The sequence below is a fragment of the Chryseobacterium sp. OV279 genome (assembly GCF_900128945.1).
GTDB lineage: Bacteria > Bacteroidota > Bacteroidia > Flavobacteriales > Weeksellaceae > Chryseobacterium.
Genome location: NZ_FQUD01000004.1, coordinates 74,936 through 89,664, shown reverse-complemented (window position 1 = coordinate 89,664; position 14,729 = coordinate 74,936). Strand labels below are relative to the sequence as shown.

Here is a 14,729-nt window from a genome sequence, read left to right as displayed (position 1 = left end):
TTTCCCGAAGCGTAATGAATGAAAAATATTTTTTGGTCTTTGCGTATAAAAACCTTCATATTAATTTGAAGTAGAGGTTGAATGTGTTGGTTTTTTTACACCAAGACTGTTTTAATTAAAAAAATACAGATTTTATTTCCTGGCGGTCGTTTTAAAGCAAGAGTCTGAATAGATGAAATAGTACTCAATAAGCCTGCTTTTAATGGGCTTCTACAGCTTTATGAAGCGGAGAATAATGATCAATGTTGTAAAAAAGGAAACCGTCTGTGGTTCCGGCAGCTAAATTACTACGTTCCGCAAAACCGCAAAATGAGGACACCCATGGAAGAGAGGCATCAGACAGGAAGAGTTTTCTGAAAAAAAGGATGAATAATAAACATAAAAAAAATACTGGGAAAACTCTTCCGCTGACACTCACACATACAAAATCTAACTTAACTTTAAAATATATAAGCCTGAATTCAGGCATCATGGCGGTATAGGTTATACCAGAAACAGCTTTTTCCATTTCGCAACAGTATTTCTGCTGAGCCGGAAATGAATAGCCAGCTGGGTGTTATTGAGGCTGTTCTTCTTCTGGTAGTTGAGCATTTCCAGAATAGATGACCGGTCATAAGAGCGGTGCTGCTGGTTTTTGGCTTTCTTCTGAGGGAATATAAGGGCATTGATGTGAATGACATCCTGTACGGAAAGCTCTTTTTTAGCCAGATAAGACTGGCAGCGTGACAGCTTGTCAGGAAATTTCAGATGCAGAAGATCAGCATAAATTCTTTTATAATCGGGTTTGTTTAATGTTTCCATAGGCTTTTTTAATTTCTGTTTTTACGATGATGTTTTGGTCAAAACGGACGATAAGGAATGTTTTTCTCCCCAGGAAATTTTTGTCCAGAAGATAGATCCAGACAGCATCGGGATAGAAATTAAAATCATCCCCCATGGTGTTCAGCAGTTCATTCTTGGTCATGCCGATCAGTTCAGAATAGGAAATTTTCATACATGTGTTTTTTAAATGATATCGTGTTTTTACATCCGCGCCAGGCTTATAGTGCTCCTTCATCCATCGCTCACTTTCAGTCCACTCCAAAACCCTCAAACTCTCAGACTCTCAAACCCCCTCAGTCCTGTTCCTCCTTCCTGTATTTAATGATCCACTTATAAAGCGTGGTCTTGGGAATCCGGTATTCTTTGATCACTTCCTGCCTTGTTTTGGTTCCGGATTTTATCTGTTCCAGTATAAATTCTATGATCTCTATGGTGTAGATGTTTTTTCTGAATTCAGGGAGAGCCGGTGTTTTTTTCGCTCTTTCAGTCGTGGAAAGGCTGGATGTAGGGGGAGCATATAAGATGAGATGGTGGGAGTAGATTCTGAAAAAATCATATTCCAGAAGTTTGCTCCAGCGCAGCAGCAGGGCACTGTCCAGGCTTTTGGAACGGTAGGTGTTTTCAATATCTTCCTCTGTGCATTTTAGAAAAGCACACATACGCACCGGATCTGTAGCCATCTCTTTAGCCCTCTGCTCAATCAGCTGTCCAATATGTATGTCTTTAAAATTATGCATAGAAAAAAGTTTTTTTTAATAAAAGACCCGCCGGGCTTTGGAACAGGGAAATTTCAATGCGCCCGGCTGAAGTCTGATTTTTCATTTGTGTTTTTAAAATCTTATCTGCGGTAGATGAATTACTTCAGTCTTTTCAGAGACATTTGGGTAAAAGGAGCAGAAATATTGTCAGGCGTTGTATACGCCGTACTATGACTTTTCACGGTAATGGTTCCTGTTGGAGTGGCCTGTCTGAATGAGTAGGTATGAGTGGTTACCAATGGAAAGGCTACGATCAGGGTGTACGTCTGCAGTTTGGGAACACCAGGACTACCGGTAGATTTGTATTGGTCATTAACACGGGCAATCCATTGGTTTGTGGTATCATCAAATATCCCTATAACAGGATTAAGGTCCGTACCGACATCGGTAAGGGATGCGTTCATGGTGAGCTGGTAAGTTCCGTTTGCACCTACTGTAAATGAGTTGCCTGAGGCGGTTCCGTTAAACCTGTTTTCGTTATCTATAATTTCGTTCGTCAGGTTTCCGATAGCGGCGGGACCTGATCCGGTAGAGGTGAAATCACCGGTCATCTGCACAGATATTTCCTGAGCAATGATAAACTTACCGTCTACTACCAGTACACTTCCTGTAGAGGTAGGCGTTACATCAGCAATAGTTCCCCATTTCGGAGCGGCTCCTGCACCGTTAGATATTAGGACCTGCCCTGTGGTTCCTGCGTTTCCGGATGCACCTACTTTAATCTCATTATTAAACTGGGCGGTTCCGTTCACATGAAGTTTAGCAGCAGGAGCTGTAGTTCCGATCCCTACATTTCCTGTGGCTTGCGTTTGAAGGGCAATGTTTCCGGTTCCTTTAGCATCAACAGTCAAATCTGCATTAGCCATAGAACCGATCTTTTGAATTCCTGACCATCCTATCCCGACTCCCTGGGTAGTGTTTGAAGGAAGAAATGAAGCAATACCACTATAGGGAGTAGCGTCGTTTCCGCCCACCACGCTTAGTTTTTGTACGGGATTTGTGACCCCTACTCCTACATTTCCGGTTCCTGCAAAAGCAAGGGTATTGGCTCCCTGTGTTACGGTTCTGTTTCCGTTAAGGGTACCGTCTGTATTATAGATATTGGTGCTGGTTGCCACTGCCGGAGTGGTCCATGTGGGCGCGGCTCCTACTCCCGCAGAAGTAAGTACCTGCCCGGCAGTACCTGGACTTCCCACAGTCGTTGCAGTTCCCCCCACATTGATCTCATTAGTGAACTGAGCGGTTCCGTTGACATGGAATTTTTTTTGTGGAGTAGAGGTGCCTACCGCAACGTTTCCGTCTCCATTCACACGAAACAGTTCAGTGGAAGATGTTGGTCCGGTACCTGCATAGAATACATGATTAGCGCCGGACTGATAACGCAGGGTATAGTCGTTAATCCCGAATCCATAAAATTCATTATCGTTATTAGCTCCTTCGTGCAGTACTATTTTACGATTGCCTAGTCCATTGGCTAACTGTAAGGGGGCATTCGGCTTGTCGGTTCCTATACCTACTCTGTTATTCGCAGCATCTACTGAAAGTGTAGTTCCATCTACAGAGAAAGCATTGACAGCGGTACCATTAAAGGCCAAAGTATTAGCCCCTTGCGTTACAATTCTGTTTCCGGTCAGGGTACCGTCTGCATTATAGATATTGGTGCTGGTTACCACTGCCGGAGTGGTCCATGTAGGCGCAGCACCTGCTCCTGCAGAGGTAAGGATTTGTCCTGCTGTACCCGGGCTTCCTATAGTAGTTGCAGTTCCGCCCACATTAATCTCATTCCCGAACTGTGAAGCTCCGGTCACATGAAACATTTTTTGAGGGGTAGAAGTTCCGATCCCTACATTTCCGTCTCCTTTGATCCTCATAAGCTCTTTAGAAGAATCTTTATCAATTCCGGAGAAAAAGCCATGGTCCGCTGCTGCACCACCGGTCTGGTAGCGTAATAAGAAACTATTGACTCCAAAACCATAAAATTGATTGTCATTGTCAAGGTTGTCGAACAACGCTATCTTCCTGTTTGCGGTTGTATTACTTAGCTGCAATTGAGCAGTCGGGGTGTTTGTTCCTATACCGACTCTGTTATTGGCAGCATCTACTGAAAGTGTAGTTCCATCTACAGAGAATGCATTGACAGCGGTGCCATTAAAAGCTAAAGTATTAGCCCCTTGCGTTACGGTTCTGTTTCCGGTAAGGGTCCCGTCTGCATTATAGATATTGGTGCTGGTTACGGCTGCCGGAGTGGTCCATGTAGGGGCTGCTCCTGCTCCGGCAGAGGTAAGGATTTGTCCTGCTGTACCGGCGCTTCCTGCCACATTTCCGCTTCCTCCCACATTTAGTTCTTTGGTAATCTGGAGATCTCCGTCTACGTGAAGTTTTTTCTGTGGAGTACTGGTTCCTATCCCTACGTTGGTTGTCCCAAGGGTCATGAGCTTATTATTGGCGGTATAAAGATCCAACGCATTGTTTCCCAGACCGAATCCCCAGAAATTGGATCCGCTGTCATTATAAAGAGAGATCTTTTTACCTTCCTGATTCCCTAAATCCAATAAGAACTGAGGTGCCGTTTTTCCTATACCTACCCTGTCATTAGCCGCGTCCACAGAAAGTGTACCTCCGTCTACAGAAAAAGCATTAACAGCGGTACCATTGAAGGCAATGGTATTAGCGCCCTGCGCTACGGTTCTGTTTCCGGTAAGGGTCCCGTCTGCATTATAGATATTGGTGCTGGTTGCCACTGCCGGAGTGGTCCATGTAGGCGCGGCTCCTACTCCCGCAGAAGTAAGTACCTGCCCAGCAGTACCTGGACTTCCCACAGTCGTTGCAGTTCCTCCCACATTGATTTCATTAGTGAACTGAGCGGTGCCGTTTACGTGGAATTTTTTTTGCGGGGTAGAGGTACCTACCGCCACGTTTCCGTCTCCATTCACACGAAACAATTCAGTGGAAGATGTTGGTCCGGTACCTGCATAGAATACATGATTGGCACCGGACTGATAACGCAGGGTATAGTCGTTAATCCCGAATCCATAAAATTCATTATCGTTATTAGCTCCTTCATGCAGTATTATTTTACGATTGCCTAGTCCATTGACTAACTGTAAAGGTGCATTGGGTGTAGTGGTTCCTATCCCGACTCTGTTATTCGCAGCATCTACAGAAAGTGTAGTTCCATCTACAGAGAAAGCATTCACGGCAGACCCATTGAAGGCAATGGTATTGGTTCCCTGGGTAACAATTCTGTTTCCGGTAAGCGTTCCATCGGTATTGTAGATGTTGTTGGATCCTGTAGAGGTAAGTTTCGTCCAGGCGGTGCCGTTGTAATAGTAGTAGCCTGCCGCATCAATGTTAATGGCTGTTCCGGTCTGGGATCCTGTAGCCGCACTGTTGATGTAGATCAAAGTAGAGGTGGGTACCGAAGACATATTCTGTGCTCTCTCCCGGTCTACTCTTGGAATAAGAAGACCGTCTACATTCTTGGTGGTCCCTGTAGCATTCTTTGCGGTGATATCAAAAGTAGAGGTAGGCTTGTCGGTATTTACACCTACCTGTGCATGGACGTGCAGTGCCATAGAGGACACAGCAGCGACAATGGGTAAAATAATCTTTTTCATTTGTTTAGTATTTTTTTGAATAATTTTTTGACAAATGTAGAGCAGGCGATATCAGCTCATCCCATATTTTGGTTAACTACTTGTTAATGGGTGTCGGTTTTTTGCGTTAATTTTGTTATATTTGAGAATGGCAATGTGTTGATTTTCAGTTTTTTGAATTTTTAAAGCTGTTAACTTTAAGAATTTCAAAAAAAGGCGGTTAAATTTTAAGTAAAAAACAATTTACGGGGTGTTTTTTAACATTTTAAATAAATGAAATGAAAAAATAAAGTAATTTTTATGGACCTATTTTGTGCTTTTTAAACATAAAATGAAATGAAATAGCGAATACTTTGTCAGGATGTGGTATGATAATTGGTAATTGTTGAGTATTATGCTTTTTTAGCTTATATTTTTTAATTCACAATATTTTGAAAAATTTTTATTAACCTGATATTGATGCTCCCTCATGAAAAATAATATACTTCGGGGCCTTGTTCCCATGATGACTTTAGTGTTTTTTCTGACTTTTGTGCTGTCATGCAGCACTTCCAGAGAAGATGATTATGATTATTTTCAAAAGTTAGCGGAGTGGGGAGGTGCCAGATTGGATAAGCCCGGAGAGATCAGAGCCCGCGTTGCAGAAGAGCTTAAAAAATATAATGAAACCGGAGATAAAAAATTTCTGATCAGCAGCAGATATACAGAATCATTTGTAGATTTAAAAAATACCGGCAAATCATCAGACGTTCTGGGACTGTACCAGCTCCCCATTGTTTATGACCTGCTGAAGCTTAGTAACGGACAATACCGTTTTGTAACGGCATCATGCAATTTTAATCTTGCCGTTAAATTTGAAAAGAATTCTCCAAAGCTTGCGATGCAGTTTCTGGATAAAGCCATAGCCGCAGAAGAACAATCGGGGGGAAGGTATTTTCTGCCCCATCTCTATCATTTTAAAGGAAGGCTGTATTATAATGCAAAGGACTATAAAAATGCCATCATTTACTTTGGTAAAGCATTGAAAATACATGATGCGAAAAAGGATCAGCTGTATATAGCTTCTATGCATAATAATTTTGCGATGTGCTATGATAAAATGAACCAGATGGACAAGGCTGTACAGGAATTGGAGACAGCCGTTAAAATTCTGGAAAACATTCCAAAACCGAAACTTGAGGTGGTCTATTTCCTTGCTAAGGTAAAAGTAGATAAAGGATATTATCAGTATAAGCTTAAAGAATATGCGGAAGCTGAACAAACGTTGCTGACCCAGCTTGAATTTTACAGGAACCATCCTGAACAGCAGTATGAAACCATTGTCTGTCTCCGGTATCTGTTCAATATTTATAAAGACAGAAACCAACTCGATAAAATTCAGGGCGTTTTAGATATTATCAATACCATAGAGCCTAAATTAAAGGATATTGCCAATCAGATTGAGGTGGATGAGATTATACAGTCCTATTACGCCTATGTGGGAAATGATACGAAGGTAAAGGAACTGTCTTTTAGACTCATGAGCCTGCATGAAAAGCAGGATGAAGCCTCTGAAAAAAACTTTTCCCGGGTCTCCAATGCGCTTAATGATTATATCATTAAAAATATAAACCAAAGGTATGAGCATACGCTGGAAGATCAGAAATTAAGAAACACGTTCATGTTTGTTTTGATACTCTTACTGGTGATTGTATTCTTCTTTATTTTTGTGACCATCAGAAACAAATACAGAAAAGATAAAGAACTGGCCGTCAAAGAAAAAGTAATTCTGCAAAAGACCAAAACCATTCTGGAGAACAACATTAAACTTCAGGAAGATAAGATCAGCAGCCTCCACCTGAATCTGAATCTGAAAATAGAAACGGAGAAGGAATTTCTGGAGCATATCAAAAAAGTAAAAAGATCCAAAAATGCAGATGCGGAAAAGACCATCAGTGATCTTTTTTTTAAGATCAACAATCTGATTCAGATCGACAAGAAAAATTATGACCTGATCAATGAAAGCTCTTTAGAAAACAGGCAGTTTGTCGATAAGCTTTCTGCGAGATTTCCCATGCTTACCCAGCAGGACCTGAAATACTGCGTCTATTTTAAACTGGATCTGTCTTCCAAAGAAATTTCCCTGCTCGAAAATATCACCGAAGGAAGCGCCCGGGTCTACAAAACCAAGATAAAGACTAAAATGGACTTAGGAAAAGAAACGGATTTGAACTCGTTCCTGAAAACCATTTGATAGGGTAGAAGACCAACCACAAAAAGTGAAAAAATTCTATAAATAATTAGGATAAATTAATTTCATTCTGCTTTTTTTAAGGATATACCCCATTTCAGTGAATTTTGTAAAATTCCTTCCCTTCAGCTGGTTTTAGAGCTTCAGATAATTTATTTTTATGGAACCAATTCAAACGATTATTTTATGAGTTCCAACAATCAAATCAGCGTAGAGATTCCTCAAAACGTACTGACAGAAGTTTCCCAGAAGCTTCAGGAATCCAGAGCCCTGTTAGCGCCCTATCTTCAGGCCCTGACCGCCGACCAGAGAAAATCTCTTTTTAAAATGGGCGATAAAACGGTAGCTACCGTACAGAAAGTAAAAGCCTACCTTGAAACCAATCCCGAATTTGTCCCTGCCTATATGGACAAACCGGAATTCCTCAAAGATGAAGCCGTGGTTACAGGCCTTAATCCGCTCGGAAACCTGGCCTTCCAGCTGGCTTCTGATATAGAAGATACCGTGATGCTGGCCGGCAGTGAATCCCTCGTAGCATCGATGCTCTATTACGGAACGGCAAGAGAAGCCGCCGAGAAAGGGGTAGCCGCTGCAAAACCCGTCTACGAAGATCTGAAACAGCGTTTCAGTAAAAAGGGAAACACCAGCCTTCCTCCCGCAAAATAAACCATCAGAAAACTCATTTTGACTCTTTTTGTATCTCCGGAGATATAAAAAGAGTCTTTTTTTATACCCGGAGCATCACCGGAGACTCATTGTACATCCCGGAAGACTGAAACTAAATGCGCCGTCATATCCGGAAAGTCATGGAAAAACAAAAAAGAAACCCGGAAGACTCATTGTACAGCATCTTCAAAGAAAAAAGAATCTTCCGGGACTGAAAATAAAACCAGAAAAAGCGATCCGGAATTTGACAAGAAAATCAACCACAAAAGAGACAAAAGTTTTTAAACACGTTAGTTTTTTTTAAGTGTAAAGTATTGAGAATAAGAAGTACACCTAAGTTTAAAAAAAATCAGAGATTTTTATGGATAAAACTTGAACCATTAAGTGGAATTAAGTTTTTAAGATCATTAAGTGCGCTTAGCTTTAAGGATTACAACTAAAAAAATCTTTAGATTTTCCCTTAACTATTCTTACCTCCTTCACTGATCTTAATGTTTCAAAAACGATCCGCAATCATCTGTGAAAATCTGCGCAATCTGTGGTTTAAAAAATACACAACCATAAAACGCACAAAAGTTTTTAAACACTTTAGTTTTTGTGAATCCTTGTCAAGGTTTTAAACCTTGACAAGGATAGCGTAGCACCAATAAATTTTCTCTTCCTTTTTCCTTCTTACCTCTTTTATAATCTGTACCCAGAATAATAGTAACTTCTGTATCTGTGTCTAAACTTAAATACGCCATAATTTTGTTGAAGTAAAGCAGAATAGTATGGAAACCTTAAAACCAACCCACGATCAGCCTGTTTATGCTGAAGTTTATATTTCAGATATGCCGGCCCTGAAAAATCTTTTTCTACAGACCCAGACCCTCAGACAACTGAATCAGAATTTCGGTGTTCCTTTTCTTTTGGTTAAGAAGAAGAGTGAAGTGGTGGCGTTTGCCAGTCTGGTGATCAGTGAAAAAGGAGAGATTGCTTTTAAGATCTATGAAGACCGTCTTTCCGATGCTGAGAAAAGAAATTTTAACCAACACGCAGAAAGTTATTTCAGAAAAAATAATACTGCCAATTTCCGAAATCCCGAACAGCTGAAAAGCAGCATCAGCAGAATGGTAGGCTGGCTGAACATTGGATAACCCCGGAGGAAATTTGTACATTTACTATAAAACCCAGATTACATGTCCAAAGACGTTCTCTACCTAAAAATAGCAAAATCTGTCACGGAGCAGATCAAAAGTGATACCCTGCAGTTCGGCGACAGACTGCCCTCGCTCAGAAGTGCTCAAAAACTGTATAATGTCAGCCTGAATACCGTAAAACAGGCTTATATGGAACTGGAAAGCCGTTCGCTGGTAGAATCACGTCCTAAATACGGCTATTTTGTGAGCCAGAGTTCCCAACGAAAACTGGCGTTGCCGTCTGTGGCCCCTATGAAAGTAGCGGAAAGAGAAAATACCGCTGAGGTTCTTATTGATAAAGTGTTCGGAACCATTGATGGATCCGATGATGTTACCCAGTTCGCTTTGGGTATTCCGGGAAAAAGCTTTCTTCCTTTGGCCAAGCTGAAGAAATCGATGATCAATGTCATTAACAGAAAGACTGACAGCGGAACAGATTACGAACCGGTGCAGGGAAATGAATATCTGCGCAGAGAATCGGCCAAGTGGGCTTTGGTACTGGAAGGGAAGATCTCGGAAGATGACCTGGTGATCACCTCCGGAGCGATGAATGCGGTGTACACCTGCCTGATGGCGGTAACGAAGCCGGGAGATTCCGTAGCTGTGGAAAGTCCGGTGTATTTCGGGGTTCTTCAGGCGATTCAGCAGTTGGGACTGAAGGTGGTGGAAATTCCTACCCATCCTATTTACGGAGTGGATCTGGAGGCGCTGAAAAAAGTGATTCCTACGCTTTCGGCATGCTGTTTTGTGACTAATTTTAATAATCCGTTAGGCTTTCAGATGCCTGATGACAATAAAAAAGAGCTGGTAAAGCTGATCACGAAATATAATGTTCCGCTGATTGAAGACGATATTTACGGGAACCTGTATTTTGGAGCAGAAAGACCGAAACCCTGTAAATTCTATGATGAAGCCGGATTGGTGATGTGGATAGGATCGGTTTCCAAGACGCTTGCGCCGGGTTATCGCGTGGGATGGGTAGCTCCTGGGAAATTTAAAGAACAGGTGATCCGGCAGAAGCTGGTGCAGACGGTTTGCAGCCCGTCCATCTATCCGGATGTGATTGCAGATTTTCTCGAGCACGGAAGGTATGATCATCATTTGAGAACATTCAGAAAAAAATTATACGCGAATTATCTTCAGATCCAGAAGTCGGTGACAGAATATTTTCCCGATAACACCAAAATATCAGAACCTAAAGGAGGCTTTATGCTGTGGCTGGAACTGGATAAAAAGATCTGTACGGAAGATTTATTTGATGAAGCCATGAGTCAGAAAATCAATTTTGCGCCGGGAAGGATGTTTTCGCAGTACAACCAGTACCAGAACTGTATGCGTCTGAATTACGCTCTGGAATGGACAGATAGAGTGGAGAGCGATCTGGAGAAATTAGCCAAAATGGTGAAGAAAAGAATTTAATTTCCGGTTATCCGATCATGATCAACCACAAAAGTCACAAAAGTTTTTAAACACTTTAGTTGTTTTTAAGTTCAATGCATTGAGGATAAAAAGAACACATAAGATTTAAAAAAATAAGAGATTTTTATTGTTGAACCATTAAGTGGAATTAAGGTTTTAAGATCATTAAGATAGCTTCGCTTTAAGGATTGCAGCTTAAAAAATCTTTAGATTTTCTCTTAACTCTTCTTACTTCCTTCACTGATCTTAATGTTTCAAAAAAATATACGTTATCATCTGTGAAATCCGTGGTTGAAAAATTATTAACCACAAAAGTCACAAAAGCTTTTAAATACTTTAGTTGTTTTAAGTTTAATGCATTGAGGATAAAAGAGCACTAAAGTTTAGAAAAAAATCAAAGATTTTTATTTAAAAATATACATTATGATCTGTGCAAATCTGTGAAATCAGTGGTTAAAAAAAATATCAACCACAAAAGTCACAAAAGTTTTAAAATCTGTGTCATCTGAGAAATCTGAAAATATAAATAATACGATCAATTAAACCCTATAGCGATGAATGAAATGAATAATGAAGTAACCATTATCAACTACGAACCCCAATACAAAGAAGCTTTTAAAACATTAAATGAAGAGTGGATCAAAACATTCTTTACCATGGAAGCCGGCGACTATAAACTGCTGGACAATCCCGAAGAACAGATTATAGATAAAGGAGGGCATATTGTCTTTGCAATTTTGGATCATGAAGCGGTAGGAACCTGTGCACTGGTTAAAATGTCTGATGAGCCGCTTAGATTTGAACTGTCAAAGATGGCAGTAAGCCCTAAAGCACAGGGGAAGAAAATAGGCTATCTGGTAGGACAGGCTTTAGTGGATAAAGCAAGAGAACTGAAAGCAGAAAGTATTTTCCTGGAAACGAATTCCGTGCTGGTTCCTGCGATAAAACTCTACGAAAAGCTGGGCTTCAAACATATGCCCATTTCAGATTCAGCCTATGACCGTTGTGACACCCAAATGCTATTGACATTCAATGATTAAGCAAAAAAAAGATATTAGAACCCGGACATGAAAATCCTTGTTCTAATATCAAAAAAATTAAATCTAATGCGTTGGTAGAGTTAGGAAGCTAGAAGAGGGAGGATGGAAGTTGCTGTTAGGCATTCATCTCAACAGTTTCCATAAAAAGTGATTAAAACCCACTGCAATTTTGGCTTTAGGCTAAGATAACTTCCATCTTCGAGCTTCAAGCTTCCCAACTTCTCTTATTTCTTAATGAAAGTCTTCGTCAGTGACTTTTTACTTCCGTTCATTTTCATAAAATACATTCCTGCGGGAAGACCCTGAATGCTTATTTTTTCGTTATAAGATCCGTTGGATGATTTTAGAGAGGTCGTTGAAATAAGTGCTCCCTTAGCATCAATAATTTCTGCTTTAATTTCCTTATCATCAGACTGATACTGGATGCTGATGCTTTCTGAAGCAGGATTCGGATAAAGTCTGAAATCATCCGTTTTTGTTTTGGTATCCTTTACGGCCAAAGCTCCGTTGGAGCATACCGGAATACGGTTCACCCCATCGATTCCCCATGATGACTGTACCGGAATACACATCCAGTTCAGAACCGTAGGGAAATGATCAGTTTCTCTCGTTGTTGAGGTATAATCATAGATTTTAAATACGTTGGTAGTCCCTGCAGCATACGCCGGAGATCCTGTTACGGCAAGATTGTTGGCATTCGGGCTTGAATCGGTCAGTGTGTTTCCTGATGTTCCGTTGCATTTCCAGTCTGCCAGTAACTGCGCATAATAAGGATGCGAAGAAGTAATATCCTGGTTCGCCCAGTTAACGATCACATCATTCGGAAGAGCAGATTTCCAGACTCTGATATCTTTATAAGAAGCAGCAAGATTTTCACCGTAGACATTCGTTCCGTCCTGATTGATCGTAAATGGCAGCCCGGAATCTATATTTCCAATCGTATTCATTTTAGCAAAAGTCACCGAAACACCGTCTTCGTACAATGTTACAAGACCGTCTCTGTCGAAACTTACGGCAATATGTTTCCATTTCCCGGTTTCTACTTTTCCACCGGTCAGGTCAATTCTGTTCGTTCCGTCACCGATATTCATTTTGAAATTTTGTCCCGAGCTTCCGGAGATCACAAAGCCTTTATTTCTTCCGTTCGCCCAGTTTTTATTACTTATCATCACCGGATCGCTTGAATAGGCTGCATTCGGTTTTACCCAAAACTCAACGGTAAAATCCTGACTGGCCCCGAAATTAAGCGGAGTCTGATTAGAAGGCTTTGCATACGTGCCTGCCGGAAAGCTAAGCTGATTAAACGTTTTATTGGATTCCAGAATGGTTTTACTGATCTGCTGAGGCGTAAATCCCGGATTGGAATAGATAGTAAAGATATTACGCTCAGAAAGGTTTCCGCCACCGTGAGAACTTTGGATGGCCCCGTGATCGGTTGTTAAAACCACCAGCCAGTCTTCATTGTTATAAGTTGGTCTGCTCTTCATCGCACTCACAATCTCTCCGATATAGGCATCCGTAGTCTGAATTGAAGACACATACTGAGGAACCGTACCTGCAAATCCGTAAGAATGTCCGGCGTGATCCACATCGTCAAAATCTACAAAAAGAATATCCGGATTGTCATTTTGCATGGCACTGACTGCGGCATTTTTCACAGCAAGGTCAGATCCAAGATTGCTTTTTACATCAGCGGTCTTTACAATCTTGTCATTAAGTGGTGCCCAGTTAACCAGCGACATCGTTCTTAAGTTGGGATTAAAAGTTTCTGCTCTTGTTAAAAAGTCAGGGTAGTTCACGTAGTTCGGGCTCGTGAAATTGTTGTCCTGAACATTGTGTTTCGTGTGCCATACACCGGTAAGCATGGTGCTCCAACCGTTTCCGCTCCATGTCGTGGCGGCGCACAGACCGTCAAGGGAGTAAATGGATTGATTGACAAGGTTTTGGATGTTCGGAATGTTGCTGGACATCATCACATCTGCACGACATCCGTCGATACCGATAAATAGAACTTTCTTGGTCTGAGCTTCAAAGAAACAGCTCATAAGGACGGCCATTGAGAATAGTTTTGTTTTCATGGGGATAAAGGGTTTTGAAAAAGAAATGTTTACAAATAGTAATTTTATTTTTAACTATTGTAAAATTAATTTACTATTTGTAAACATGTGTAAACTTAAAGTTAAGAAATTGATAACTAAATGTTTAAGGTTTTTTAAACACAAACAGCACAAATACCTTCACGAATTTCCACGAATCATAAAGTGGTGTTATTTGTGAAAAATATTAGTGCCATTAGTGTTTAAATCTAAAAAATTGAGGCTGAAAAAAGTAAGTATAATTTGAAAGAAGAGTTAAAGTATATCTTCAGCCTCAGAAATTGTATTAAAAATATAATCAGGATGTGCCTTTTCCAGCTCTGTCCTGCTTTGTGCTCCCGAAAGAACGGCAATCGTCAGTCCGCAGCCTGCATTCTTCCCTTCTTCAATATCGATCACAGAGTCACCTGCTTTTAAAACCTTTTCCGGCTCAGTGATATTGAATTTTTTCATCGCAAGATTGATCATATCGGGGCTCGGTCGGCTTTCTGAAACATCGTCAGCGGTGATCAACGCATCGAAATGGATATTTTCCTTCCATTGTAATTTATCTAAAAGCTGGTGGGCAATCTCGGAAGTATAACCGGTGTTGAGAACCACTTTTTTATGCTGAGCTTTCATCTTTAAAAGAAAGTTTTCGGTGCCGTTAATGGGCTTTACTTCCAGTTTTTGGTAAGCTTCTTTTAACTGTTCCGAAAAGTTTTGGAAAATAACGAAAGCATCTTCTTCATTGCCCCCGATTTCCTTCAGCAAACTGGTGATGGCTTCCAGCTTTTCCATTCCGGCACAGCTTGAAAGCACCTTTTCTAAAGTCACGTGATAGCCATGATTATTCACAGACTGCGTTAAAGTTTTGTACACTACATTGTCTTCGTCAATCGTTGTTCCGGCCATATCCAGAACCAGTAATTCTATATTCTTCAT

The 14,729-nt window shown here is 40.9% G+C and carries 12 protein-coding genes; 5 read left to right on the top strand and 7 right to left on the bottom strand.

What is annotated here, in order from left to right; genetic code table 11:
• Positions 1 to 199 precede the first annotated feature (199 nt).
• From BUA72_RS17470 to BUA72_RS17450, 5 genes are all read right to left on the bottom strand, one after another.
• On the bottom strand, positions 200 to 508 hold the full coding sequence (locus BUA72_RS17470) for a hypothetical protein (protein ID WP_072924282.1): 309 nt from the start codon (positions 506 to 508) through the stop codon (positions 200 to 202).
• Positions 484 to 801, bottom strand: coding sequence for a transposase (locus BUA72_RS17465; protein ID WP_072924280.1), 318 nt, complete (start codon positions 799 to 801; stop codon positions 484 to 486). Before BUA72_RS17465 ends, BUA72_RS17470 begins: the two co-directional genes overlap by 25 nt.
• A complete protein-coding gene (locus BUA72_RS17460) occupies positions 773 to 994 on the bottom strand; it encodes a hypothetical protein (RefSeq protein ID WP_047455959.1) in 222 nt (73 codons plus the stop codon). Before BUA72_RS17460 ends, BUA72_RS17465 begins: the two co-directional genes overlap by 29 nt.
• Positions 995 to 1,115: 121 nt before the next feature.
• Positions 1,116 to 1,559, bottom strand: coding sequence for a transposase (locus BUA72_RS17455; protein ID WP_072924278.1), 444 nt, complete (start codon positions 1,557 to 1,559; stop codon positions 1,116 to 1,118).
• A 119-nt stretch (positions 1,560 to 1,678) separates the two neighbouring features.
• Positions 1,679 to 5,197, bottom strand: coding sequence for a beta strand repeat-containing protein (locus tag BUA72_RS17450; protein WP_072924277.1), 3,519 nt, complete (start codon positions 5,195 to 5,197; stop codon positions 1,679 to 1,681).
• 448 nt (positions 5,198 to 5,645) lie between these two features.
• Between BUA72_RS17450 and BUA72_RS17445 the strand changes: the two genes are divergently transcribed.
• The 5 genes from BUA72_RS17445 (at position 5,646) to BUA72_RS17420 (ending at position 11,709) form a co-directional block, all read left to right on the top strand.
• Positions 5,646 to 7,409, top strand: coding sequence for a tetratricopeptide repeat protein (locus BUA72_RS17445; protein WP_072924275.1), 1,764 nt, complete (start codon positions 5,646 to 5,648; stop codon positions 7,407 to 7,409).
• Positions 7,410 to 7,592: 183 nt separating this feature from the next.
• Positions 7,593 to 8,072, top strand: a complete 480-nt coding sequence (locus BUA72_RS17440; RefSeq protein WP_072924274.1) for a hypothetical protein — start codon at positions 7,593 to 7,595, stop codon at positions 8,070 to 8,072.
• 770 nt (positions 8,073 to 8,842) lie between these two features.
• Positions 8,843 to 9,208: a hypothetical protein gene (locus BUA72_RS17430; RefSeq protein WP_072924271.1), complete on the top strand. Its 366-nt coding sequence runs from the start codon at positions 8,843 to 8,845 to the stop codon at positions 9,206 to 9,208.
• Positions 9,209 to 9,250: 42 nt separating this feature from the next.
• Entirely contained in the window at positions 9,251 to 10,669 is a 1,419-nt protein-coding gene (locus BUA72_RS17425; protein ID WP_072924269.1) for an aminotransferase-like domain-containing protein, read from the top strand.
• Between the two features lie 554 nt (positions 10,670 to 11,223).
• Positions 11,224 to 11,709, top strand: coding sequence for a GNAT family N-acetyltransferase (locus tag BUA72_RS17420; protein ID WP_047455936.1), 486 nt, complete (start codon positions 11,224 to 11,226; stop codon positions 11,707 to 11,709).
• Between the two features lie 224 nt (positions 11,710 to 11,933).
• Here the strand turns inward: BUA72_RS17420 and BUA72_RS17415 are convergent, their stop codons facing one another.
• Both BUA72_RS17415 and BUA72_RS17405 read right to left on the bottom strand, forming a co-directional pair.
• A complete protein-coding gene (locus BUA72_RS17415; protein WP_072924268.1) occupies positions 11,934 to 13,787 on the bottom strand; it encodes a LamG-like jellyroll fold domain-containing protein in 1,854 nt (617 codons plus the stop codon).
• A 273-nt stretch (positions 13,788 to 14,060) separates the two neighbouring features.
• Positions 14,061 to 14,729, bottom strand: a complete 669-nt coding sequence (locus tag BUA72_RS17405; protein ID WP_072924265.1) for an HAD-IA family hydrolase — start codon at positions 14,727 to 14,729, stop codon at positions 14,061 to 14,063.

Coding starts and splice junctions, on each gene's coding strand:
- BUA72_RS17470 (WP_072924282.1), bottom strand. CDS start 508: ATGGAAAAAGCTGTTTCTGGTATAACCTATACCGCCATGATGCCTGAA.
- BUA72_RS17465 (WP_072924280.1), bottom strand. CDS start 801: ATGGAAACATTAAACAAACCCGATTATAAAAGAATTTATGCTGATCTT.
- BUA72_RS17460 (WP_047455959.1), bottom strand. CDS start 994: ATGAAAATTTCCTATTCTGAACTGATCGGCATGACCAAGAATGAACTG.
- BUA72_RS17455 (WP_072924278.1), bottom strand. CDS start 1,559: ATGCATAATTTTAAAGACATACATATTGGACAGCTGATTGAGCAGAGG.
- BUA72_RS17450 (WP_072924277.1), bottom strand. CDS start 5,197: ATGAAAAAGATTATTTTACCCATTGTCGCTGCTGTGTCCTCTATGGCA.
- BUA72_RS17445 (WP_072924275.1), top strand. CDS start 5,646: ATGAAAAATAATATACTTCGGGGCCTTGTTCCCATGATGACTTTAGTG.
- BUA72_RS17440 (WP_072924274.1), top strand. CDS start 7,593: ATGAGTTCCAACAATCAAATCAGCGTAGAGATTCCTCAAAACGTACTG.
- BUA72_RS17430 (WP_072924271.1), top strand. CDS start 8,843: ATGGAAACCTTAAAACCAACCCACGATCAGCCTGTTTATGCTGAAGTT.
- BUA72_RS17425 (WP_072924269.1), top strand. CDS start 9,251: ATGTCCAAAGACGTTCTCTACCTAAAAATAGCAAAATCTGTCACGGAG.
- BUA72_RS17420 (WP_047455936.1), top strand. CDS start 11,224: ATGAATGAAATGAATAATGAAGTAACCATTATCAACTACGAACCCCAA.
- BUA72_RS17415 (WP_072924268.1), bottom strand. CDS start 13,787: ATGAAAACAAAACTATTCTCAATGGCCGTCCTTATGAGCTGTTTCTTT.
- BUA72_RS17405 (WP_072924265.1), bottom strand. CDS start 14,729: ATGAAGAATATAGAATTACTGGTTCTGGATATGGCCGGAACAACGATT.